Source organism: Streptomyces sp. B93 (assembly GCF_018070565.1).
Lineage (GTDB): Bacteria > Actinomycetota > Actinomycetes > Streptomycetales > Streptomycetaceae > Streptomyces.
In genome coordinates this window covers 61,848-85,007 of record NZ_JAGPXL010000019.1, presented here as the reverse complement: position 1 = coordinate 85,007, position 23,160 = coordinate 61,848, and the positions used below count along the sequence as shown (strand labels likewise).

Annotated in this window: 17 protein-coding genes; 5 read left to right on the top strand and 12 right to left on the bottom strand. The window is 68.4% G+C overall.

Translation table 11 applies throughout. From position 1 onward, the window contains the following. Positions 1–177: 177 nt before the first annotated feature. Complete coding sequence (locus tag KBY47_RS19955) at positions 178–1,839, top strand: N-6 DNA methylase (RefSeq protein WP_210922545.1); 1,662 nt, start codon at positions 178–180, stop codon at positions 1,837–1,839. 33 nt (positions 1,840–1,872) lie between these two features. Here KBY47_RS19955 and KBY47_RS19950 read toward each other — a convergent pair whose 3' ends face one another. The 7 genes from KBY47_RS19950 to KBY47_RS19920 all read right to left on the bottom strand — a co-directional run bounded on the left by KBY47_RS19950 (position 1,873) and on the right by KBY47_RS19920 (position 11,437). After that, positions 1,873–4,008 (bottom strand): UvrD-helicase domain-containing protein, encoded by a 2,136-nt coding sequence (locus tag KBY47_RS19950; protein WP_210922543.1) that lies wholly within the window; start codon positions 4,006–4,008, stop codon positions 1,873–1,875. Between the two features lie 40 nt (positions 4,009–4,048). Then, positions 4,049–5,260 carry an McrC family protein gene (locus tag KBY47_RS19945; protein ID WP_210922541.1) on the bottom strand — a complete coding sequence of 404 codons (1,212 nt, stop codon included), beginning with the start codon at positions 5,258–5,260 and terminating at the stop codon, positions 4,049–4,051. Beyond that, the gene (locus KBY47_RS19940) at positions 5,257–7,074 is read right to left on the bottom strand and encodes a DUF4357 domain-containing protein (protein ID WP_210922539.1); all 1,818 of its coding nucleotides are present in this window, start codon (positions 7,072–7,074) and stop codon (positions 5,257–5,259) included. The genes KBY47_RS19945 and KBY47_RS19940 overlap by 4 nt, the downstream gene beginning before the upstream one ends. Before the next feature lie 90 nt (positions 7,075–7,164). Then, on the bottom strand, positions 7,165–7,542 hold the full coding sequence (locus KBY47_RS19935; protein WP_210922538.1) for a hypothetical protein: 378 nt from the start codon (positions 7,540–7,542) through the stop codon (positions 7,165–7,167). Beyond that, on the bottom strand, positions 7,539–9,956 hold the full coding sequence (locus KBY47_RS19930; RefSeq protein WP_210922536.1) for an AAA family ATPase: 2,418 nt from the start codon (positions 9,954–9,956) through the stop codon (positions 7,539–7,541). Before KBY47_RS19930 ends, KBY47_RS19935 begins: the two co-directional genes overlap by 4 nt. A 645-nt stretch (positions 9,957–10,601) precedes the next feature. Then, positions 10,602–10,961 carry a hypothetical protein gene (locus tag KBY47_RS19925; RefSeq protein WP_188286399.1) on the bottom strand — a complete coding sequence of 120 codons (360 nt, stop codon included), beginning with the start codon at positions 10,959–10,961 and terminating at the stop codon, positions 10,602–10,604. Next, entirely contained in the window at positions 10,958–11,437 is a 480-nt protein-coding gene (locus tag KBY47_RS19920; RefSeq protein WP_188286398.1) for a hypothetical protein, read from the bottom strand. Before KBY47_RS19920 ends, KBY47_RS19925 begins: the two co-directional genes overlap by 4 nt. Positions 11,438–11,558: 121 nt before the next feature. On the opposite strand from KBY47_RS19920, the gene KBY47_RS19915 reads away from it, so the two are divergent. The 3 genes from KBY47_RS19915 to KBY47_RS19905 all read left to right on the top strand — a co-directional run bounded on the left by KBY47_RS19915 (position 11,559) and on the right by KBY47_RS19905 (position 13,677). Further along, positions 11,559–12,740, top strand: a complete 1,182-nt coding sequence (locus tag KBY47_RS19915; protein WP_210922534.1) for an ImmA/IrrE family metallo-endopeptidase — start codon at positions 11,559–11,561, stop codon at positions 12,738–12,740. Beyond that, positions 12,737–13,282 carry a hypothetical protein gene (locus KBY47_RS19910; RefSeq protein ID WP_188286397.1) on the top strand — a complete coding sequence of 182 codons (546 nt, stop codon included), beginning with the start codon at positions 12,737–12,739 and terminating at the stop codon, positions 13,280–13,282. Before KBY47_RS19915 ends, KBY47_RS19910 begins: the two co-directional genes overlap by 4 nt. A 167-nt stretch (positions 13,283–13,449) precedes the next feature. Next, positions 13,450–13,677, top strand: a complete 228-nt coding sequence (locus tag KBY47_RS19905) for a hypothetical protein (RefSeq protein WP_188286396.1) — start codon at positions 13,450–13,452, stop codon at positions 13,675–13,677. A gap of 30 nt (positions 13,678–13,707) precedes the next feature. On the opposite strand, the gene KBY47_RS19900 is transcribed toward KBY47_RS19905, so the two are convergent. The 5 genes from KBY47_RS19900 to KBY47_RS19880 all read right to left on the bottom strand — a co-directional run bounded on the left by KBY47_RS19900 (position 13,708) and on the right by KBY47_RS19880 (position 20,495). Further along, entirely contained in the window at positions 13,708–13,971 is a 264-nt protein-coding gene (locus KBY47_RS19900) for a hypothetical protein (RefSeq protein WP_188286395.1), read from the bottom strand. Positions 13,972–14,069: 98 nt separating this feature from the next. Then, positions 14,070–17,462 (bottom strand): type ISP restriction/modification enzyme, encoded by a 3,393-nt coding sequence (locus KBY47_RS19895; RefSeq protein ID WP_210922532.1) that lies wholly within the window; start codon positions 17,460–17,462, stop codon positions 14,070–14,072. Positions 17,463–17,615: 153 nt separating this feature from the next. After that, positions 17,616–18,686: a ParA family protein gene (locus tag KBY47_RS19890; RefSeq protein ID WP_210922530.1), complete on the bottom strand. Its 1,071-nt coding sequence runs from the start codon at positions 18,684–18,686 to the stop codon at positions 17,616–17,618. Then, positions 18,683–19,888 (bottom strand): ATP-binding protein, encoded by a 1,206-nt coding sequence (locus KBY47_RS19885; protein ID WP_210922529.1) that lies wholly within the window; start codon positions 19,886–19,888, stop codon positions 18,683–18,685. Before KBY47_RS19885 ends, KBY47_RS19890 begins: the two co-directional genes overlap by 4 nt. Positions 19,889–20,108: 220 nt before the next feature. Beyond that, on the bottom strand, positions 20,109–20,495 hold the full coding sequence (locus tag KBY47_RS19880; protein WP_247694960.1) for a hypothetical protein: 387 nt from the start codon (positions 20,493–20,495) through the stop codon (positions 20,109–20,111). Between the two features lie 436 nt (positions 20,496–20,931). Between KBY47_RS19880 and KBY47_RS19875 the strand changes: the two genes are divergently transcribed. Further along, on the top strand, positions 20,932–23,121 hold the full coding sequence (locus tag KBY47_RS19875; protein ID WP_247694959.1) for a hypothetical protein: 2,190 nt from the start codon (positions 20,932–20,934) through the stop codon (positions 23,119–23,121). The last annotated feature ends 39 nt before the right edge of the window (positions 23,122–23,160 follow it).

Genomic DNA, 23,160 nt, shown 5'->3' with positions numbered 1-23,160 from the left:
GGCCCGACTCGCCGGGGTCAGGGCGGCCCGTGCGCCTCGTCCCAGGACAGTCACTCGTCCTTGGCCCGGTCGTGAGGCAAACAGCGGCCGAGTTGGTGACCTCTACAAAGGTGTGTGTACGATGTCAACGTGCTCTATTCGTTGATAGAGTAATAGCGTCCGTGTACGGTGGCGTACATGGCAGACCATCCCGCCCCACCAGTCGGTGGACCTCTTGTCACCGGCTCCGAGATCGCTCGCCTTGCAGGCGTCACGCGTGCCGCGGTCTCGAACTGGAGGCGCCGGTACGAGGATTTCCCCGCACCCGCAGGCGGCGGCGCGAACAGTCCGTTGTTCGACCTTGCCGCGGTGCAGGCATGGCTGGACAAGCAACGCAAGGGCCAGGACGTCTCGATGGAGGTGCAGCTGTGGCAGGCCCTGCGAGCGGCCTACGGTGACGATATGATCGGCGGGCTCGCCGACGTGGCCCAGCTGTTCGCCGGTGCCGAGGGCGAGGCCCCGGAAGGTCTGCCGACAGACGCCATCCGACTGGCGCGGCAACTCAGCGACGGTGGATCACCCGGCGACGTGGTGAGCGCGCTTACCGAGCGCTTCACCGACTCGGTGCGCCGGGCCGGTTCCGACCAGGTCACCTCGCCCCGCATTGTCAACGCGGTGCGGCACTTCGCCGGCGAGGTACGCGGCGATACGACCCTCTTCGATCCGGCTTGTGGAATCGGAACACTGCTCTTGGCGGTTGGACCCGAGGCCGGCCCCCAGCGGTGTGGTCAGGAGGTCGACACCCGCAGTGCTCGATTTGCGCAGTTGCGGGCCGATCTCACAGGACGCACCGGCATCGACATCCGCACCGGAGATTCCTTGCGCGACGACCACTGGCCCAACCTCAAGGCCGATCTCGTCGTCTGTGATCCGCCCGTCGGCGCCACGGACTGGGGCCGCGAGGATCTGCTGCTCGACCCTCGGTGGGAACTCGGTACACCGTCACGTGCCGAAGCTGAACTTGCCTGGCTGCAACACGCTTACGCACACACCGCGCCGGGTGGGCGCGTCCTCATGGTCATGCCTGCTTCGGTCGCCTACCGCAAGGCCGGTCGCCGTATCAGGGCCGAGCTCGTGCGGCGCGGCCTCCTCACGGACATCATCGCCCTCCCACCGGGAAGCGCTGTGTCGCACGCGCTCCCCGTGCACCTCTGGCATCTGCGCCGCCCGCAATCCCCGGATGACGCCGTCACCAGGGTGCGCATGGTCGATCTGACGGCGAACAATCCCGACGGCCCGTTGGAGCCAGGGCCCGACCAGACGGCGGACGTACCCCTGATTGAACTCCTCGACGACACCGTGGATCTGACTCCCGGCCGCCACGTCGAGGAGTCTCACCGCGACTACGCGACCGAATACCGGGCGCTGCGGCAGGAGATGGCCGAACAGGTGAGTCTGCTGGCCGACCTGCTGCCGACCTTGACGGGAGGCGACGGCCCCAGCGCTTTGGACGGGCCGTCCGTCAGCGTTGCCGACCTCGCGCGGGCCGGGCTGGTCGAGTACGGCGATCCGGAGCCGGTGTCGGTGAGCGATCAACTCGACACCGACTACCTCCAGGGCTTCCTGCGCAGCGCGGCGAACACCCGTCGCTCCACCAGCGCCAGCGGCACCTACCGGCTCGACGGCAAGGGTGCCCGTATCCCACAGATGGACATCTCCGAGCAGCGTCGATACGGGGCAGCATTCCGCGCACTGCAGGAGTTCGAGGAGCGGGTGCGGAGGGTGGCCGAACTCGGTAAGCAGGCGTCGGCGCTGGCCCGGGACGGGCTCGGCAACGGGGCGCTCGCGCCAGGAGATTGACGGGCAGCCACATCGCAAAGGAAGAGCTGTACGTCACCTCGCCTGCGGAACGAACGCACTGGGCGATCCGCTCCACGACACCGCCAACGCCTCCCGCGCCCGGGTGCATGCCACGAACAGCAGACACCGCTCCCGGAGCAGGTCGGAGTCGTGCTGTAGTGCGTCCACGGACGCCGGAGTCACCTCGCGGGCGAAGGGCAGCGCGCTCGCCGTCGCTCCGAGGACGGCGACACACCGGAACTCCAGTCCCTTCATGGCGTGCATGGTGGCCAGCCGTACGCCGTCCGTGCCCGGCCCCGGATTGTCTCTGACCCGCACCACTGGCACCCGGGCTGAGGCCAGTTTGTCGTACGCCTTGTCGAGCAGCACGTTGAAGCGGGCGCAGACGCCGATCTCCGACGGGCGGATGCCCTGCGTGATCCAGCCCTCGACGCGCTCGACCAGCGCCGCGATCTCCGCCTGTTCCGAGCCGTACCCGTCCACGTGCGGTCTACGGCCGTGCAGGAGCGACCGGTAGCCCGCCAGGGTGTCGCAGCCCTCGCCGCCCAGATCGTCGACCGACACCGGGCTGAGGATGCCCGTCGACCAGGTGAGGATCTCCTCCGTGCTGCGGTAGTTGATGCGCAGGCGGTGAGTGCGTCCGGTCACCGAGATGCCGAGCGAACCGAGGGAGACCTTCGAGTCGTAGATCCGCTGGTGCGGGTCTCCGGTGATGAACAGGTCGTCGCTGCCGGCCGGTACCGCACCGCGCAGGACGCGCCACTGGGCCGGGTGCAGGTCCTGTGCCTCGTCGACCACGACGTGGTCGTGCGTGGGGGCGGAAGCGGCCAGGAGCTCGGCCGCGCGGGCGCACACCCTGAGGTGGGTCGTGGCCTTCTGGTCGCGCAGCATGGACTCGAACAGCTCGACGGCGGGCCACAGTTGCTCCCGCCTGGTCTGCGAGAGCGCCCTGCCGCGACCGCGGCGGGAGGCCGCGCGGTAGTCGTCCAGGGTGCGCAGATCCTGGGCGAGGACGACGTGGCGGTATTCCTGGGCCAGGAACTGCTCCGTCCAGGGCAGGCCGAGCCTTTTGACGATCCGCTGCCATACTTGCCTCTCCTCCCGGTCGCCGATCGGGGAGGGCGCCCGGCCGTCGAGACGAGTCACGATGCCGTGCGCGTAGGCGTTGACCGTGGTCACTTCGACGCGGCGGAGCAGCGACTCGTCGTCGTCCAGGAGGACGGCCAGGTTCTCCCGCAACGACCCGGCCAGCGCGTTGGTGAACGTGGTGAGCAGGACGCGGGTGTCCGGGGAGCGGGTGAGCAGGTGCTTGACCCGGTGCAGTGCCGCGACCGTCTTGCCGGTCCCTGGGCCGCCGGAGACCTGCACCGGGCCGCCGTACGACGTCCGGTAGGCGACGCGGCGCTGGGAGGGGTGCAGGAACACCCGCCAGGCCGTGAACGGCTTCTCCAGGATGTCGGCGAGTTCCTCCGGGCCGGTGACCAGGGTGATGCGGCTCTGGGTGTTGGCGATGACGACGGCCAGGCTCTCGTCCGGGTCGGGCCCTGCGTCGACAGGCCGCCGGACGGCGACCACGTCCCGGTAGACCTCTTCGGGGCTGAAGCCCTCGGCGAGGTACTGCAGCACCTCGCACTGGTCCTCCGGCAGCAGTGTCTCGAAGGCCCGCAGCTGCGCCTTGTCGACGATGGTCCGCACGGCCCTGAGCACCTGGTCGTCGATGCCGAGTTCGCGCAGGACCGTGTCCGAGTACGTCGCGAAGAGCAGCGCGTCGGCGGCCGCGGCGGCCTTCTCCAGGGCTGGGGTCAGCTGCTCGATCGCCGCGACGTTGCGGACCTCCAGCGCCCGGGTCGCGGAGTTCGTGGTGTACAGCCGCTTCGCGGCCCAGGTGTAGGCGTCGTCGTGCGGGACGACGTTGACGAGCAGGAAGACGTCACTGCCGTCGTCGGGGGCGAGGACGACGCCGCGCCAGAAGTCGTTGATGCGGATGGTCCGCATGCGGGGGTCGCGCGCGTTCTCCACGGACTCCAGGTGCAGGCCCTTGTCCGCGTGCAGTTCGGGCACGGTGAGCTGCTGGAACTTCTGCATCGCCTTGCGCACACCGGCTTTGACGGGCCGTTCCAGGACGTCGTAGCTCTCCCAGAAGCTGTTGGCGAACGCGAGCTGCGGCATGAGGCGCACTCCCCACCCTGAACGGACACTCCGCAGTCGATCATACGCGCGGGGTGCTCACCAGCCGGTCGGCCACTCTCGCCACGTCCGAGAGCAGCCCGGAGGGTTCCTGGTTGAGGTCGAGGGCGTGCTGGTGGATGACGATGCCCGCGTGCCGGACCACGTGGGCCGCGTGTGGGGCGTTGCCCTTGGCGTACACCAGGTGACCTTCGCGCAGGCCGAGGGCGGTGCAGTACGCCAGCATCTGGTAGAGGTCGGCGTCCGGAAAACCCTCCCGCTTCTCGGCCTTGTACTTGGCGTCCACGACGGCGCATGGGGCGCCGTGCGGCCCGTAGAGCACGAAGTCGGGCTTCATGCGGATCGCGGACGCCTCGTCGAGGTGATGCGGATCCTGGAGCCGCGCCGAGTGCCCGAGGCCACGGCACGCCTCGCGCAGTGCCACCGTCACGAAGTCCTCGAAGAGCTTGTTCATGTCGAACAGGAAGCCGTCGATGCGCAGTTCACCGGGCGCGTGCTCGACGGAGGCGTTGTCCAGGACGACCCGGGCCAGGTGCAGGGCGTGCTGGTAGCGCGAGTTGAGCCGGCTCGGCTGCCAGGCAGGCAGCGGCTGACCCCGCACGATCACCGTGACCTCGGCCAGGCGGGCACGTTGGTGGAGCAACCCGCGACGCACGTCGTGGGGTACGCCGGGCAGCCGCAGGAGGCGCTCGACGGCGGCGCGCAGCAGGCGGTTCTCCGCGATGTCGGTGGTGAACTCGTCGTACTCCACCTCCACCGGCAGCGTCGCGCCGAACCGACGCCGTATCTGCTCGGCTTCCCGGATGCGGCCCCGGACGACCAGGGACGTCTCCTCGGTCGCCCGATATCCCTGGAGGAGCCCCTGCCGCAGGGCGCGGTCGATCTGCCGCTCCACGGCATGGGCGAGGGCGGGCAGCAGATCGCGGTGTCCGGTGACATTGACGTCCCCGTCCCGCCAACCGCCCTTCAGGTCGAGGCCGTACCCGAGGAGGAAGAAGAGGCGGGCGATGGGAACTTTGGGGGTGACGCGTACGGTGACCGGCTCGTCGTCCCCCGGCACCGCGACCGCCACCGCGCCGACCTTGCTGCCGGCCCGCAGGGACCAGTGCCCCGGGACATACGGGTCAGGAGTTGCGTCCACGATGTCCCCGGCCGCCAGAGCTCGCCCCACCGCGTCCGGCAGGGTGACGCCTACGGCCGCCGCGTGCTCGACGAGTTCGACGACACGGGTCACCTCGACGACTCCCGCAGGGCGGCGAGCCCGTACCGCTTCTCGACGTCCACGCCCTCCCCGTAGTGGTACTCCTCTAGCAGCGGCAGGATCTTGGTCCGCCAGGTGCGTTCGAGACCACCCTCCCGATAGACGCCCCGCTTCATCAGATACGAGGGCCCGATACGGAAGTCGGCGTCGTCAATACGGGAGTTGAGCGCGTCGAGCAGGTCGGCCGGCTCGGCGTCGTGGCCCTCGCGGGTGAGCCAGCGGCGCAGCAGTCCGCGGGTCGGCTCGGTGCGCGGGGACAGTTCGACGAAGGCGAAGCGGCGGCGCATCGCCGCGTCGACGAGGGCGATCGACCGGTCGGCGGTGTTCATCGTGCCGATCACGAAGAGGTTGGGCGGCAGCGCGAAGTCGTCGCCGGAGTATGTCAGCCGGACCGACTTGTTGCGGTACTCCAGCAGGAAGTACAACTCGCCGAAGACCTTGGCCAGGTTGGCGCGGTTGATCTCGTCGATGATCAGGAAGTGCGGGATGTGCCGGTTGCCCTCGCGGGAGGCCAGATCGGCGAGTTCGCGCAGCGGCCCGGCGGTGAGCCGGAAGGCGACCTCGCGGGTCTGCGGATCCTCCTGCGGCCGGAAACCCTCGAAGAAGTCCTCGTACGCGTACGACGGATGGAACTGCACGAGCTTGACCTGCTCGGGCCCGCCGCCGAGGAACTCGGCGAGCTTCAGGGCGAGATACGTCTTACCGGTCCCGGGCGGGCCGTACAGCACCAACTGCCGTTCGTCCCACAGCAGATCACGGACCTCACGCAGCCAGTCCGTGTCGTGTACGAGGAGCTCCCCTGCCAACTCGTCCGTAGGCTCGGGCAGCTCCAGCTCACGCCGGGCGGTGAGCGCGGGGATCTCCGCGCTCGGGTCCCGATCGGCGGCCTCGGCCTCCTCGATCAGGTCCTCGTCGCTTATCCCCAGGCCGTCGATAAGGTCCTTCACCGCGGTCAGGTCGACGACGTCATGCTGCGCGGAGAGCTTCTGCTGGAGCGCCTCGGGCAGGCCCTCGTAGGCGTGCCCGTCGTCCGCCCAGTCCACGGGTCGGCGCAGATCCGACCGCCCGTCCTCGGAAGCGAGCTGTTCTGCGTCGCCCGTGATCTTGCCGACGTACAGACGACCGCCGGAGATGGTGCACATGGTGTCGCCGGGCCTCATCCGGGAGAGGAACATGTGCAGTTCCTCGACCAGCTGCACCTTCTGGTTGTACGTCGCGGTGGAGGCGTAGTCCTCCTCGACGGCGGTGCGCAGCCGGTCCTTGCTGACGCCCTGCTCGACACCTTGCCGCAAGTGGCGTGCGCGCAGAGTCACCAACCCCTCGGACAGCCACAGACGCCGGACGAGGTCGAGGCCCGAGACATTGGAGCCGCGTACCAGCCAGGCCCGGTTGGGCCCCCACCACACCTGGTCGAGATAGTCGGAGAGCGGATGGCCGTCGTCCGTCTTCCACTCCAGCCAGCCATTGGCACTGCGACCGACCAGGATCTCGGCGGCGGCAGACGGGGAGTTGCACTCGACGTCCCGCGTCGTCTCCAGCCAGCCGGGCCACTTGGCCGATTCGGTGAGGACCCCTTCGTCGATCAACCGCTGCCTCAGCCGGTACGACGACGGCATGCGCACGGGGAACGACGGCACCACCTCGGACCGGCCCGGAGAACCCGTCAGGACGACGAACTTCTGGCTCCCGTTCGTCCCTTTCTCGGTCAGCAGCCGTCCCCGGGCTTCGGGGCCGCCGTTGGGCAACCGGAGCCGGAACTCCGGGTACTGCGGGCCGTCGTCGGCCATGGGTTCCCCCTTTGTACAGCTGGTTCGATCTTGATTGCAGCGTACGGGCCGGCACTGACAGGCCTGCACGAAATCCTGAAGGCGGTCGGCTCAGCTGCCCGTGGCACGGAGGACCGTCAGGAGGCCGGTGACCTCCCGCAGTCGCCCGTGGATCTCCTCCGGACGTGGCGGCAGCTCGTACGTGCGGTAATGGCATGCCGCGCTCAGCGCCGACCAGGTGGTGCGGCATCGGCGGGCGGTGTCGTGGCCCGCGTACCACTCCAGGCACAGCATCCGGTGCTTGCCGACCCGCGTCATTGACGGAGTGACCCGCCGCCAGTAGGCGTCCAGGGCCTGGTCGAGCGCCATGCGGAGCAGGACCGCGGCGGCACGGGCGCGGAGGCCGGGAGGCAGGGTGGTCACGGTGCCGGGGGCGGGCAGGAGGAGGCGGGCGGCGGCGGTCACCAGGGCCTCCGGGGACGCGCTCATCGGGCGCCCCCGGCGCTCTCGGCCCCAGCACTGCTCCGGATAGCCGTCGCGAGCGCCTTGGTGCGGCGGACGAGATCCTTACGGTCGTCCACGGTCGGCAGAGGTGTGTGGGCACCCGAGTTGAAGGCCTCGATCAGCGCCCAGCCACCGGGACAGATCCGCTCGACGGCCGCACGGGCAGACTGCTGCTCGTCGCCGAGCAGGGCGAGCGACACGTACGTCTTGGTGCGATCGAGGGACTCCACGCGCTCCTCCACGGCCCGAAGCCCGAGCCCCTCCTCATCGCGGAGCCTGCGCCGTGCCGTCTCCAGACAGGCGGCTTCCACCGCCACCCGGCACATGGCAGGGAACACATGATCGGCCACGTCCTGCGGCAGGCTGCGGTCCAGAGAGACGGCCCGCGCCTCCGCGAGAGCCTGCTCCACCGGGTCGGTGAGTGTCTCCACGCCCACCACGGAGTCCGTCTGGCGGCTCACGCGCAGGACGGTCGCCTTGATGCCGAGGTGTGCGATGGCCTGCTGGAGCCGGGTGTCATGGGTGAAGACGATCACCTGCCGGTCCTGGGCGTACGCGTCGAGCACCCGGGCCAGACCCTCGACCTTCTCGGGGTCCATGGACTGCACGGGGTCGTCGATGACGAGGAACCCGAACGGGCTGTCCGCGTGCGTGGCACGGGGCAGGAAGAGCGAGAGCGCGAGCGAGTGCAGCTCGCCCTGGCTCATCACGCTGTAGGCGGGGGCGGACATGTCGTCCACGGAGACGCCGAGCTCGACCTTCCCGCGACCGGGAGTGCCCGCGAGGGTGACGGATCCGAGCGTGACGCTGCTGTGCTCGCACAGCTTCTGCCACACCTCCTGCGACCGCTGGGCGAACGGCCGCAGGCGCTCGTCGCGCAGCTCGTTGATGATCGGCCGCAGCCAGGACCGTGCCTTGCGCGCGTGCTTGCGGCGCTCGCGCGCGACCTCCGCCGCTTCCTCGGCACCGAGCCACTCGGCCAGCCGTACGGCGAACGGCTGCCAGGCGACGTCATGCGCGGAGAGCCGCTGAACGGCTTCTTCCCGTACCTGCCGGCAGGCGTCGTCCAGGGTCACTGCGGCACGCTCGACGCGGTCCGCCAGCTCACGGGGGTGGATGACATCCCGGCACTGGACCCACTCCTGCCACACCACCGTGAGCGGGGAGTTCTCGCCGCGTAGCCACACCGGAACCGGTTGTACGAGGTCGTGCACGGCACGCACGGCCACCGCCACTTCCTGCCGGGCGGCCTCGGCGTCGGCTGCCTCCGTCTGGAGCCGTTCCACCTCCGTCCGTGCCTGCTCGGCCCACGCGCGGTCCAGCCGGTTCTCGGCGCGGCAGACCGGGCAGTCCGCGCTCCCCGAGCGCCGCTGGTGCTCGATCGCCGCTTCCAGCAGCTTGGCCAGGCGGCGTGCTTCCTCTGCACTGCCGTACCGGGCCTCCTCGGCAGCGGCGGCGGCCTCCCGCAGCCGGCCGACAGCCCCTCCGACCTCCGCCAGATCCGGCCCGGCGAGGCTCGCGTGCTGTCGCAGCCGGGCCAGCTCGGCCTCGGCGGCGGGGGTACGGCTCCCCAGCAGCGCATGCACCCGGCCGAGGTCGCGCTTGGCTCCCGACAGCGCCTGGGTGGCCTCGCGGGACCTGGGGTCGTCGAGCGTGCCCAGCGCGTCGAGGAGCTGCGCGGTGAGGGCGTCCGCGTGCTTGATCGCCTGCTCGCACTCGCTCACCGTGTCCTTGACCCGGCCGTCGAACTCGGCGAGCAGTTCGAGCCCGAGAAGCTTGAAGAAGGCGTCGTGCAGACCGCCGAGCGTGCCGTTGATCATCGAACCGAGTTCGCTGTACGGCAGGAAGGGCCGGGCGAGGTCCAGCGCCTCGGCGTCGACGACCTCCTCCAGCTTCCGCTCCGAGCCGTCCGGTGCCTCGACCTTGGTGCGCGCCTCGTCGACCTTGAGCCCGTGCCAGGTGCGCCGCACGGTGACTGCCTCGCCCCGCTCACCGACGGCCAACTCGACGCAGACCTCGGGGGTGACGTCGGGGGTGTGCAGGTTGCGCCAGCCCTTCTGCCAGTCGGTGGCCCGCCGTCCGTCCCACCGGGAGTTGCGTCCCGTCAGCGCGGTCTCGGCGGCCTCGGCGAAGCTCGACTTCCCGGAGCCGTTGGGACCCGCGACGACGACCAGCCCGGGCCCGGGCGGCAGTTCGAGAGTGGTCCGCGGACCGACACCGCGCCAGCCGGCCGCTGTGATGGACCGGAGCTGCACGGGCCCGGCGCGCCCTCCACTGCTCGTGGCCGGTTCGTCGGGGACCAGCTCGCGCAGCAGCTCCTGCACCTGAGGCGCGAGGTCCGAGTGGCGCAGTCGGTCGAGGAGGAGGGTGCGGAGGGAGGCAGGGGGCTGATCGGTCATGGTCTGTTCCCGTTGTCGGGGCGTGGGAGAAGGGGCCACGCGGACTGATGATGCGTCTTGTTGGCGCTTTCAGCATGGCGACATCTTGTTAGCACTGTCAACGTATATTTAAGATTCCCGATATTCGAAACTGTGTACGCACTGGAGATGTCGGACCGGTCGACCCAGCCCGCGGGATGCGCTGTCGCTCGTCGAGGACCGCGTCGACAGGGCGGCGAACCTGCAACTGCTGAGGGGACCCGAGAACATCGCGAAGCAGGCCGACCTGCCCGCTGCCTGGCTTCGGAAGCACTTCGCCTCGGATGCCCCGCGCGAGAGTTGGCTGAGGGAGTACGACGCCACCGGCCTGCCCGAGGATGTGACCGGTTTCCCGGAGTTCTGCGAGGCCCGCCATACACGCATGCGGCAGCGCCTCACCGCCCTGCTGGGGGCGGCGGATTCCGCGGAACAGGCCGTGGATACACGGGATGCCTCGGCTGCCGTGCCGGATGACGAACCAGATCCGGGGAACGAGGGGCTGTGAACAAGAACCTCGAACCGCAGGAGTTCGTCATATCGGTGTACCGGCCACGTTGAACGGCCAAGGGGCGGAACAAGGAGGTCGCTCCTCGCCGTCCTGTTCCGCCCCCACCCGGCTGTCCCGGGTCAGCGTCGGTCTGTGGCTCGCGGGTGCCCCGTACTTGCGAAGGTGATCCAGCAAGTCTCCCGGACGGTGTCGAGGAGGTACCAGATTCGGCCGGCGCCGGTCACCTCGATCTGCCACTGCTCGCAGGTCTGCCCGCGGTGGGTGCCATGCGCCAGGCCGCCCTTGAGACGGTGGTGCCGGGGTGTCTCGGTGGCCGGTCTGGGGGCGGTGCGCATAGTGATCCAGGCGCGGTAGGTGTTCTCGCGGGCCTGCTGAGCGAGGCTCTCCCAGCCCTTGGCCGAGGCCGCGTCGGAGAAGCGGACTTCCCAGTGGCCGTCCGGTGCTGGAGGTGCGGCGCGGTCGCCGCGGCCCGCGGTCATGTGACGTCCCGAGGGTCTGGTGCCGGGCCGTAGTCCTCGCCGTGATCCCTGGTCAGCGCGGCCAGCAGTTCGGGGTCGGAGTAGACCTCGGCGGTGTGCTGCCAGGCGATGAGCAGCTGGGCGATGGACGCACTGTTGCCGACGGAGTCGGCGGCTCGCATGGTGTCGACGAGTTCGACGGCGAAGGCGTGGAGATCGGGCTCGGGCAGGAAGCGGACCCAGGGGAACGCGTCCGGCAGTATGTCGAGGAGCAGTTCCATGCTGCCGGGCTCCCGGCGAGCCATCGCGGCCAGCATCCGGGTGGCTGCCGACACCACGGTCTGGTCCTGCTCGGCCCGGGCGGCAGTAGTGAGGACCAGATCCTCACCGTCTCTGCGGTGCAGGAGCAGTCTCGGCGATTCCTGGAGCCGGGCAAGCGTCTGCTTGTTCTTGTTCACCAGCTCGGAGAAGTTCACGGCTGCACTCTCGGCACTCATGACTTTGAAACTACTTCGAAACTCGCCCTGGCGCCATCGCCCAGAAGTAGGGACGCGGCGTGGTGAACCGATCACCGCCCTGCGCGTTGCGATTTTCGCAACTCACCCCTACTGTGAACCTATGAGTGAGTCCGTAATCGATCGTGTACGCAAGGTCATGACGGCGGCCTCGATCAGCCAAGCGGCGTTCGCCGAGGTCGTCGGGTTGTCGCCTGACAAGCTGTCGAAATCTCTCAGTGGCGTCCGCAGGTTCACCTCGTACGACCTCGCCCGGATCGCGGATTTCGGCGGCACCACGGTCGACTGGCTGCTGACCGGTCGCGAACCGTTGCGCCCCGACGTCGCGGCCCGCACCAGCGCCTCGTCGGTGGACGAGCGGGGGCGCAGTCAGCTCAAGGATCTCGTCGAGAGGTTCACCACGGCGCACGAAGTGATCGACCTACTGGGTCTTTCGCCGCGACTGCCCGAACTGCCTGGCGTCCGCGCGGACTTGAAGCGTTACGTCGACCAGGGTGCGGCTCTCGCGGAGGACGCCCTTGCCGCACTCGCCGCCGCAGGCTCACCGACCGTCAGCGATCTGGGCACGGCCGATCTGGTGCACGCTTTGGAGCGTGCCTTCGGCATCGACGTCGCGAAGCTCGGGCTGCCGGACGGAATCGACGGCGCGGCCTGGCAGGCGGACGGGTTCCGGCTCATCATGATCGCCCGGACGAAGGTGCCGACCCGCCAGCGCTTCACCCTCGCCCACGAGTTCGGTCACATCCTTGCCAGGGACGCCCAGGATCTGCTGACAGAGACCCATCTGTCGCCCGGACGCCAGAAAGACCTGACCGAGGTGCGGGCCAATGTGTTCGCCGCTCACTTCCTGATGCCGCGCAGTGAGATCGCTTCGTGGACAGGGGAGAAGGGCATCACCGACGAGCAGCTCACCTCAATGGTCGTGCACTTCCAGGTGTCCCCCAGTGCTCTCGCGGCACGGCTCACGCAGTTGGGCCTGATCACCTCGGAGACAGCGGACAGGCTGCGCGGACTCACGACGCAGGACTGTCATTGGCTGACCGGACAGAGCGATCTGTTCGAGGCTCGCAAGACGTGGGCGCTGGCCAGACGACTGCCTTTCCGTCCCGCTCAGTTGCTCTACGAGGCCTACCTCGCGGGGGACACGACACTGCGCCCGCTGGCCGCCTACACGGGCCAGGACGTGGACAGAATGCGGGAATTGCTGGAACCCGAACCGGCTCCGCCGGAGGATGTGCCGTCCGGCAGTGACATGGACGAAGGGGACCTGGTCTTCCAGCCATGACGCGCCACTGCTGGTTCCCCGACAACACCGTGCTGTGCAACTTCGCCTCGGTCGACCGGCTGAGTCTCCTGGAGAAGGTGCTTGACGGTCGGGGCCGTTGGACACAGGCCGTGGCCGCCGAGGCCGAGCAGTCTGCGCGGTTCTGGCCGAAGCTGCACCAGGTGCCGGTCGATGGCTGGCTCGGTGATCCCATCGAGATCGACGATCCCGCCGAAACCGCCTTGGTCGACCGTGTCCGCCGAGTCGTCTTCGCGGGCTCCCCGACCCGTCCGCTGCAACACCTGGGCGAGGCAGAGACCCTGGTCGTCATCGAGCATCGCAGCGGTTTCGCCGACTCGGTGTGGATCACGGACGACGGCGAAGCGGGCCGGTACGCGCACCGCAAGGGCATCTGTGTGAAGGACAGCGTCGACATGATGCGTGAAGCCGCCGTAGGCGGTCTGGTCACGGCCGAGGACGGCCATCGTCTCCTCCTGGGCATGGAGCAAGCCGGGCGCCACCTACGGGGCATTCCACGCCGAGCGGGGGATCTGCTGTGCTGAGGGGGGTACGCGCGTGATCCCCGAGCCCCTGCACGGCGACCCGCGCGCAGTGACGTTCAGCAGGTCAGATCGCCGGTGAGGCCCGGTTCGTTCTCAGAGTCGGACCGCCCGGCAGGAGCCCTGCCGTTGCGTGCCATGCTGTGGCGGTCTTCGAAGGGGAGGGTGAGATGACTGAGAAGCCGCTGACACACAAGCAGGCGCTCGCCGCGGTGATCCAGGCGCTGGGTGGCACCTGGGACACGGAACGTGCCGTACTGGCTCTACGAGTTGCCGGGTATCAGCCGGTGAGCGACGAAGCCGCGGGTAAGGAAGCCCGCCACAACCTGCGCGAGCTTGCCAAGGACGGTCTGATCGTGCGGCCGGACCCGGATCAGGCCGTGTATCGGCCGGCGTAGTCGCCGTCGCAGCGGTGCGGCACCGGCCGGTCAGGGGACGACGGGCTCCTGGAAGCCGTTCGTGGTGATGTGGGCGATGGCTGACGGGTGGCTGGTCAGCCACTCGCCGCACACCCGCCAGCGGGGAGAGGTGCCGTCGCTGAACTCGGGGCGTACTTCCGCGACGAGCTTGTGGTCGCACTCGCCGCGCGACGCCATCGAGCAGATCACATCCCCCTGTTGTTCAACGGCCGGCACGTACGGGTGGATCGACAGGATCGGAGAGCGCATCTCCCGTGCTGCTGTATGAGGCATGGCGGGGAGAGTAACAACGTGGCTTCGCGGGCCGCTTACGTGCCGTCCGATGCCCGCATGAACACCCGCCCCGCCGCCTCGGGTCCTGAGCTGGTTGGTCAGTTCGGGAAGTCGAGGGCCTCTTGACCAGGGCCGGGGGTGCGTCGAGACTGCCGCGGCGGCCTCGGTTCCTTCGTCGCGTAGGTGGGCACGGGCAGGATGCCCTCGTGGCGGAGGTCGTCGGTGGTGATGAGCGGGCCGTTGCTCACCGAGTCCAGGAGCCGGGCCTGTCGGGGCTCAAGAGCTACGAGGAGCCCGAGCGCGTTGATGAGGTCCAGCAGGTCGACGGTCCATTGGGAAGTCCAGGTCGGGGGCAGGATGTCGTTCAACGGGGTCTGCCGTTCCACATCCGGTTTGAGCTTGCGGAAACTGAACCACTTGCGGATCACCTGCACGCCGCCGATCCGGTACTCCCAGACTTCCGGCGCCACATTGCGTATGGAGCCGGTGCCCACGGTGAGGGTTCGCGTCGTCGCGTCGTAGGAGATGCTGTCCGGCAGCCCGGCGTCCTCTCCGATCTCGCGGTCACATTCGGGTCGCTCTGCCAGGGGCAGTCTCGGAGTCGAATCGGATGCGCTGTCGCGGTGGTGAGAAGCGAAGCGTCGGCCGTAGGTGTGGATCCATATCGTGCGACGACCGACTTCCACCACATCTGCCCATAACGCCGAGTCACGCGTCAGGGGGATGCGGGCGCCCCGTTCGGCCAGGTACGTGGCGAAACGGCGGGTGTAGCCGCTGTGGCCGGCTATCCCTGCGATGTACGCGAAGAGGTCTTCGGCGGTAACCGGCACTCCATGCATTTTGGTGAGCAGTTGTAGCAGTCCGGGTGTCACGTTCGGTTCGGGGAGGTGGGGGTGGCGGTAGAGGGGTGCGATGCGGCCGCCTTCCGTGCCCTTGAAATGATGCATGTCGGGTATGAGGGCGGTGAAGCTCACTGCCGGTCCGGAGCGGCCTGACTCCGTGTGCAGTTCGGACAGATAGATCTGACGGCGGTCGTTGTGGGCGAACCACAAGGCTGGTCGCGGATAGTCGATCACCCTGCGGTCCGCGATGAGGTGCTGCCGGTCGAGGGTCATCCGTCCGTACGGGACGATGGTCGGCTCCGTTTCCTTTTCCTCGGCAAGACTGCCCCTTTCCTGCTGGCCCGGCAGTGGTGGTTCCGGTTTGTCCGGTCGGCGGTCTCGGGTCTGTTTCAGCAGAGCCGCTTTGTCCGCTGCCCGAGCTTGCACGAGCACGCGCCAACGCATTCGCAGTACGTCCTGGCTGGGCGAGACGGGCCAACTGCGGTTGTTCTTGTTGCCGGACGTCATCCACGGAAGCAACACGTCCACGGTGGGCATGGCCGCCCACTCAGCACCCGCAGTGATCTGAAAGGGAGCAGTCCACTGCGTCGGACACAGCTGCCAGGGAGTGCCCTCGTGATGGCCCTCGATCCCCAGTTCCTCCAGCCAGTCGAACTTCTCCTCCCGTGTTCCCGCCGGTACGTCGAGTCGCCATATGCGTGCCGGATGCTGCGGGTCCGGCGACCCCCGGCGGACGAATACGGCGATACAGACCTCGCGCTTCACGTCCTGGAAGACACGGGTCCGTGGGTCGGAGTAAGGACCCTCGGGGGAGAGGCCGATGACCCAGCCCTCGTCGGCCGCCTCGCGTAAGTAGTGGCGCATGCCGGCCGCGCCCTTACTGTCCAGAAAGCCGGAGTTGGTGATGAGGGCGACGATTCCGCTCGGCGCTTTCGGCGTGCCCGAAGCTGTCACCTGGTCGAAGACCTTCCAGGTGGACCACGCCCAGAAATACACGTAGAGGTTGTCCAGGGCGTAGCCGATGCGGCCGTTGTCCTCCGGGTGGAAGCGCGCGAGGATCGGGCCTTGGTCGTTCGGATTGCCTTCGGTGACCCACCGTCCGACACCTGACTGCTTCGCGCCCCGCAGATAGGGCGGGTTTCCGATGACCACCATGACTTTCTCGTCCGCTTTGACCTTGTTGGCCATACGGCGGTGTCGGGCGATCGCCTCGTACATCAGCCCCAAGTGGTGCTCGACGGCTGGATCGTCGAGCGTGTCGGCAACCAGAAGCCTTGGTGGGTGACGTGTCACATCGGTCTCGTGGGCCTGGAAGGCATGGTGCACACGGAGTTCGGCCACGGCATACGGCCCGGTCTGTTTCTCCAGCCCGACGATCCGCTTCGAGAGTTCCCGCAGAAGTCCGGGTTTGAGGTGCCTGCCGTGCTTCAGCGCGAAGTTCTTGGCCACGTGGTCGATGATGTTGATGAGGAAGGTTCCGGTACCCATGGCCGGATCGACCACGGTGACGTCCTGGCTTCCGTACCCGTCTTCCTGGCCGAGTCGGTCACGCAGCACCTCGTCGGTGAACCGCACCATGAAACGGACGGCTTCGCCGGGTGTGTAGTACGTCCCCGTCCGCCGCCGCAGTTCCGGGTCGTAGGCGCTGAGAAAGCCCTCGTACAGGTGGAGGTAGGCGTCTCCCGTCTCGTCCTTGAACATCTCGGGGTCGACGGCGGACATCACGTCGATCAACGGATCAATGATCCCTCGCAGGTCGTCGAGGGCGTCGTCCGTCAGTACCGCCAGCGCCTTGCCCATCAGGGAGTGGCGTTTGCCCAATCGGGTCGCGACATCGGGGAGGGAGAGCTTGTCCAGATCGATGTGATGGAGGCGGGCCAGCAAGGCAGCGAAGGTGAGTGTCTGGCTGTAATGGTCCGCGAACTCCTCTGGACGGGCGTCGGGAAAGAGTAGATCCTTCCAGTTCCCGGCCAGAATCGAGAACGCCGCATCGGCCTCTCCGCTTTCCTCGCGGGTGAGACGTTCGGTGACCTCGTCGCGCAGCAGGGCGCAGATTCCCGCGATGCGCTTGACCAGTTCGTCGATGCTGCCGTGGATGATGGGGGCCGGTAAGAAGAAGTGCGTGAGGGCGCGCTCGAACCCGGAGTCTGCGACGACGAGTTGCCGACTTCGATTCCGACTCCCGGACTCCAGATCTCCGATGAGGCGTCCGACAGGGCCGACTCGCTCGCCGAAGCGGTAGACCGACCACTGATATCCATCGGTGTACAGGACGTTGTGGAGGGCCTTGATCTTCTCCCACTGCTTCCGATCGTGGCTCTTCGCGGACCACTTCTCCGGGTCGACCCCTCTGCCCGGTTGCTTCAACTCGACGTGCCCGATAGTCCTGCCGCCGCAGCTGATGGCGAAGTCAGGGCGAATCCTGAGCTTTTTGACGCGGGTCTGACCGTGGGCGATGAGTTTGAGTCGTTGCCGCAGGGCCATGCCGCGCAGCAGGTGCTCCACCGGCGCGGTGAGGCTCTCCTCTTTGCCGCTGTCCGCCCCGGCGGGACCTTGTCTCTTCGCTCTGACCTCCTGCCCGAACTGCGCGACGAGGTCTGCGACCGATCTGGTGGTGCCTTTTCCCGTCGAGACGTCCCCTCGTGACATCCGCCCCCCAAGGCCGCACCCACGCAGGTGATCAGACCCATACAGAATGCCCATGACATGGCAAGCGGCAAACACAGATACATGCGGGCTGATAGGAGGCATGCCCTGAACCCCGGCACGTGGAGGGGTACCAGGGCGGTACGCGGCGGAGGACTAACGTCGGTCGGCCGTCGGCGACGAGTGGGTTTCCTCCGGGAACTCGCCGATCCTGGCGAGGACCTCTCGGGCCAGCGCCCGGAATTCCCTGAAGCAGGTCTTGACGTACTGCTGTGTGCTGCCCAGGGCGCCGTCTGCCGGTCTCAGGTCGAACATGGGCTTGCGCGCGTCGTGAGCCAAGGGCATCAGGCTCCGGTAGTTCCGCAGCGTGGCGATGCGGTGGCGGTCGTCCGTGCGGGAGGGCGGAGATTCATCGAGGACCGCCGAGGAGTAGACCCACGGGATCCGCTGGAGCCATCGCTCGTATGCCTTGACCGGCCGGTCGAGGCGCATCTCCGGCTGCATGATGACGTATCCGAGCGGTCGCATCTCGGCCCGGGGCGCAGAGATGCTCGAGGGCACTCTGGGAAGGACCAGCCCTTGCCAGTCGGAACGCCACTGCCGCAGCGTCGGCCCCAGGTTGCTGAGGCCCTTGAGCGAGAACAGGTCTGCCGCCAGCGGCATCAGCACGGTGTCGGCAGAGATCAGGGCGGCGCGGTTGATGGCACCGAGATTGGGGCCGACGTCGATGAGTACGACGTCGGCCTCGACGGCCCGCGTCGCCTGCTCGATGATCCGGTGGAATGACGTGGAGGTACGAACGGCCGCGATGTCGCCGGCGTAGGCGCGCGACCACTCGTTGGACAGCTTGTCCTCGAAACGACTGAGGTCGAGGCTGCCCGGCAGCAGCCAGAGACCCGGTTGGAGCCTGGCCGGCTCGACGGTCGCGATGTCGCCGGTGCCCTCCAAAATGGGGCGTACGGCATCGGCGATGGTCTGGCCACTGCGTACCCGTCCGGTACCGGGCAGTCCTGCCGCCGCCGCGCCCTGGTTGATGAGCTCGGAAGGGTTCTCCCACAGCTCCTCGATCTCGGTCTCCTCCAGGCACATCGAGGTGAGGTTCGCCTGCGGATCCAGATCGACGGCCAGCACGCTCAGACCGAGGCGCTGAATCATGTGGGCGAGATGGTAGGTGAGGGTGGTTTTGCCCACGCCGCCCTTGTTGTTGAACAACGCGATCGACGTCATGTGGCCCTCCGGAGGACAACGGCCCAGGACGAGGCGTCGACCTGGAACTCGGGCGGCGGGTTCCCGTTGGTCTCCAACGCTTTCCTCACCCGACCGATACCCCGGCCGAATCGGTTCACATAGCCCAGGCCCTTCATCGCGGCGGCCAGGGACGGGTTGCGATAGTCGGTGACACGATCGAAGTTGTCGTCCCGGACCTGGCCGAAAGGCCCACCGGGGTTCGTGATCTCGATTCGGTCGTCGAACCACACGATGCGGGTCGGAGCGTAGGAGGTCTCGTAGTTGCGGTGCATGAGAGCGTTCATGCAAAGCTCACGCAGGGCTTCCAGCGGATAGTCCGGCTGGGGCGTCTCACGGAAGCCGTCCTCCACGAGGCGGGTGCGCAGATTGCTACGCAGAAGGGGTTCGAGTCTCGCCGCGAGTCCGACGAGATTCTGACGGAGTTCCTGCTCGTCGACGATCGGGGCGTCGAGCTCGGTCCCTTGGTAGCGGACGAACTGAAGGTACGCGCCCGGGATGTGGCTGCCGGGGTCGAGACCGACGGCGAGCACGCCGAGTGTGGTCGGTGAGCCTTCCGGAGTCAGGAGGTGGAGGGAGGAGAGCTGGAGTTCGGTCGAGCGGCCGTTCTCCTCGATGACGTCGGGCGCGACCATGGAGGGCAGGTAGGACTGCCGGAAGAGGTCGAGATCCAGGTCGTCGAGGCGCGCGAGGGGCAGTGGCCGCGTGTCGTACGGGATGTCCTTGGCGCGACGGCGCTCCGCGAGGACGCGTTCGTCCTCGCGGCTCGCTTTACGGGTGGTGGGTCCTGGACGAACCCAGATGACGCCTTCGAACCGGACCGGTGGGGTCGTGGAGGCGGCAACGCGGAGCCGGACGACTGGCTTGCCCTGGTAGACGGCCCGTTCGACGGTGAGGGACGGGCGGTCGAGGATCCTGCCGTCGTCCCGTAGATCGGTGAGCTGGAGGAGCGCCCGGTCGCTGAGGTCGACGTCGTCGACAGGGCGACCGTTGTCGTCCACCCCGATGAGGATGTCGCCGCCGCCGTGATCACAGAGATCATTCGCCATCGCGCACACCGCGTTGCCAATAGCATCGCCGCGCTTCCCCTCGCGCTTGGCGCTGCGCTTGAATTCCAGGCAGGCGGACTCCTGGGTGCCCAGGAGGTCAGCCAGATCCACTTCGTCGTCGCTCACGGTGCCCATTGTGCCGTGCGGGGTCGGTGCTCCCGAGCCTGACGTGCTCCGGAGCGCCCTGGCTGGGAGGGGAGTCCGGCTGGGGGGGGACTCCGGGGTGGGTGAAGGCCGGCGGCGCCGGAAGACGTCCATCGGCGGACAGAGGGTCACCGGCATCCATGCGTGGGACCGCGCGGGATGGCCGGCGCGGGGACCGGGTCGGTGGTGCTTGCCCATGTGCTCGATGGTCTCAGGCCGCGATCGTGGTCGGCCGGGCGGCGGTCAGATCCCGCGCCCGCGTCCGTACATCCTCGACCTCAGCGGTCTCGTACGGCCGGGCGCCGTCCAGCAGGGTGGTAAGCCGGGATACGACGAGCGCGGAGACGATGCGGGTGGCGTCGTCGAGCACTTGGTGGGCTGCGGCGGCCCCCGCCCGCTCGACCTCGCCCTCGTGGAACAGAGCCGCGGCCAAGCCGACGAGGTCCATGACCTTCACACGCTCAAACCCAGGCTTCCTGAGCGTCAGCGCGTCCTCGAAGTGGACGCTCGCCACGCGGGACCCCCGGTCGAGCCCAGCGCGGTCGCGGGCAGAGACCGCGCGGGCACCGGCGTGTTCGGCGGCGTCGAAGTAGCGCACCCATGTCGGCACGTCGTCGCCGAGGCCGTCCGGCCAGCCCCGTGAGAAGGCGGTTCCTGGCCAGTTGAGTCAGGGCGCGGGTGCGGCTGTCCCGATGTTATGGGGCGGGGCGGCCCCGCGTGCACAGGAGGTCAGGGATCGGCTGCATCTGTTGACGATGTCAACGTGCTGACGTTACGTTAAATGTGAGCGCAGGTGGGGTGTCGACGTCGTAATGATCGGCGCACACCGCTGTCAGTCATCGCAAAGTGACGAAAGTGCCACATGAACCCCGAGCGCGCGCATAGTCTGCGGGATTACCGCAGACGGGCCGGGGCGACCCGTGTGCGGCGGAGGTGTCATGGGTGGGGACCCGTATGTGTCAGCAACGGCAGGTGACGACGATGGGACGGGGGTACCGGATCCGTACGGTGACCGGGCCCTGCTGACGTCCGCCATGACGAACGGGTACGACGCCGTACCCGACGAGGAACGGGACCGGCTGCGGCGCTACCTCGAAGCGGTTGTCGCGGCCCGCGCCGCCCCGGTCCACACCGCTGTCGCCTTCAACGCCGTGTACTTCGGGTACGACCTGGGCGGCGACGGCTACGGCGGCAGCCCGCTGCGTCTCGACGACTTCCCCGTGATCACGTTCGGCGAGTGCGCTCCCGTGCTCCCGGTCGGTGCCATGGTGTGCGTCGCCACCGGATCGGATCCGCTCTACGCCGAGATCGTCTACCGGGAGGGCGCCCACCCGGAGGCAGGTGTTCTCGGTGACGTGCCGGCCTGGCTGTCGGGGGCGCCCGCGGGTGCCGAGGGCCCGGGGAAGCCGGGAAGCGGCGCCGCGCCACGGCAAAGGGAGCTGCTGGTCCCGGATCCGCACGCCTTCGGCCCGGCCCTGAGCCTGTCGCCGGCTCAGCTTCATCGCTTGCGCACGCGCCGTCGTTGGATCAATGAGGACGGGCATCTCGTCGTCGACGTGTGCTACCCCTCCGCGGAAGCGGCCCGGCGCGACGAACTGACGGCCTATGCCGAGCATCTCCTGACGACGGCACGCGAGCAGTTACTCAGTCCCGTTGTCCCCGTGTCCCTCGCCGCGCTGGTGGGGGGCATGTACGAAGACGACCTGCGGGCGGGTCTGGCCGGTCTTCTCAACACAGTACGAGGGGTCCTCCACTCCAGCACCGCTCTGCGCACCTGGGGTCACTACGCCATGACCCGGACGTCCCTGGCGGACTGCTGGCGGGACACCGGGCCCCTGGGCGGCGATGACCTGAAATCCCTCGCGGCGGCGGTGGAGCACGCGGCCACCCCGGCCAGGCGGCGCTACGGCCTTGCCGCACCCCTCACCGTCTACACAGCGGTGGGACCGCGGCTGCGCACGTTCCCCGGAGCGTCGGAACCGCTGAGGGGAGCGGGGTACGCAGCCGCGGTGTGCCGGGCGAACGTGGCGCTCGCCGACGTCGTCCAAGGAGACAGTGAACAGGGCCTGTTCGAGAACGGCTCCCGGATCACCCTCGACGACGCGTTCGAGGGGGGAGGCGTGTGGCGGTCTCACCATCCCGGCGACGCGGAGGCATCCGGAGACCCTCTGACCCCGGCCGGACTCGGCTGGAAGTCCACCTTGCCCGCGTCGTCGGAGCCGGAAGCGGAACTGGATCCGATCGATCTCCCTCTGGCCGATGACGCCTCCCTCGACACCGGCGAACTTCTGCGCAACGACGCGCTGGAGATCGTCTGGTGGACGCCCCTGCGGCTTGCCCACCTCATCGGCAGCTGGTTCCCCTTGCATCCCTACGTCGTAGAAGATCTTCGCCGGTCTCACGGCGCGCGCCCCACGGTACGCCTCGACATCGACCATGCCGGAGAGGTGTTGGACGAGAAGGAGGCGACACAGGCCGTCACCGCCGAACTCGGTGACGAGTCCGGGCGGTTGGTGGGCATCACCTGGCCCCGCGACTTCTTCCCCGGCCTTCTGCTCGAACTGCGACAGCGCGGCGGCGGTACGGTGATCCGCCTGGTCACGACCCGGCTCACGAAGCGGATCCAGGTCGGCGACCGTGAGACCGGGCACCGTTACGACCCTCGTGTGCTCACCAGGGAGGACGCTCCGGGCAGTGACCGTCACCATGACAGTGCGGTCGGGCTCGGCCCCCGGCAGCTGGTGATGCGCACGGTGCGCCGGTGCGGTTTGCTCACTCTGGACGGTCACGCGTTGATGGACCGTTCGGTCCTGCCGAGTGCGGTCTACGGGCGCCAGCCTGCGCGGTCGCAGGCCGCCGCCCTGGAATCGGCGGTCGCGGAACTCCTCGCCGAACGGCTTCTGGAACCGGCCCTCGGCAGCCGGGACCCGTGGGGGCAGCCGCACTTCCCGGCGCGCGACAGGGAGCCGGCCATTCCGCTCATCGGCTACCGCCCTGCCCGACGGCCGGTGATCCGCCCCTGGGGCGGCACGGAACCCGGCGGTGAAGGGCTGCTCGGCATCCAGTTCGTCCCCGGCCATCTGCGCCGCCTGCGGCCGGGGTGCTCGCCCAGTGACGTACAGCGGGCGGCTTTCCGGGAGCACTGCCGCAGACTCGGCAAGGCGGACGGCTGGGAACTGCCCCACGGCTACACGTTCGTCACCGAGCACACGCGCGGCCGCTGATCCTTCGCCGCTCCGACACACCACTCTGCTCGTCCCCTT

Excerpts from the sequence above, each read along its gene's own strand:
- KBY47_RS19925 (WP_188286399.1), bottom strand. The coding sequence starts at position 10,961 with ATGACCGCGGGCCGCGGCGACCGCGCCGCACCTCCAGCACCGGACGGC.
- KBY47_RS19955 (WP_210922545.1), top strand. The coding sequence starts at position 178 with ATGGCAGACCATCCCGCCCCACCAGTCGGTGGACCTCTTGTCACCGGC.
- KBY47_RS19905 (WP_188286396.1), top strand. The coding sequence starts at position 13,450 with ATGACTGAGAAGCCGCTGACACACAAGCAGGCGCTCGCCGCGGTGATC.
- KBY47_RS19930 (WP_210922536.1), bottom strand. The coding sequence starts at position 9,956 with ATGACCGATCAGCCCCCTGCCTCCCTCCGCACCCTCCTCCTCGACCGA.
- KBY47_RS19940 (WP_210922539.1), bottom strand. The coding sequence starts at position 7,074 with ATGGCCGACGACGGCCCGCAGTACCCGGAGTTCCGGCTCCGGTTGCCC.
- KBY47_RS19935 (WP_210922538.1), bottom strand. The coding sequence starts at position 7,542 with ATGAGCGCGTCCCCGGAGGCCCTGGTGACCGCCGCCGCCCGCCTCCTC.
- KBY47_RS19915 (WP_210922534.1), top strand. The coding sequence starts at position 11,559 with ATGAGTGAGTCCGTAATCGATCGTGTACGCAAGGTCATGACGGCGGCC.
- KBY47_RS19895 (WP_210922532.1), bottom strand. The coding sequence starts at position 17,462 with ATGTCACGAGGGGACGTCTCGACGGGAAAAGGCACCACCAGATCGGTC.
- KBY47_RS19890 (WP_210922530.1), bottom strand. The coding sequence starts at position 18,686 with ATGACGTCGATCGCGTTGTTCAACAACAAGGGCGGCGTGGGCAAAACC.
- KBY47_RS19910 (WP_188286397.1), top strand. The coding sequence starts at position 12,737 with ATGACGCGCCACTGCTGGTTCCCCGACAACACCGTGCTGTGCAACTTC.
- KBY47_RS19900 (WP_188286395.1), bottom strand. The coding sequence starts at position 13,971 with ATGCCTCATACAGCAGCACGGGAGATGCGCTCTCCGATCCTGTCGATC.
- KBY47_RS19875 (WP_247694959.1), top strand. The coding sequence starts at position 20,932 with ATGACGAACGGGTACGACGCCGTACCCGACGAGGAACGGGACCGGCTG.
- KBY47_RS19950 (WP_210922543.1), bottom strand. The coding sequence starts at position 4,008 with ATGCCGCAGCTCGCGTTCGCCAACAGCTTCTGGGAGAGCTACGACGTC.
- KBY47_RS19920 (WP_188286398.1), bottom strand. The coding sequence starts at position 11,437 with ATGAGTGCCGAGAGTGCAGCCGTGAACTTCTCCGAGCTGGTGAACAAG.
- KBY47_RS19885 (WP_210922529.1), bottom strand. The coding sequence starts at position 19,888 with ATGGGCACCGTGAGCGACGACGAAGTGGATCTGGCTGACCTCCTGGGC.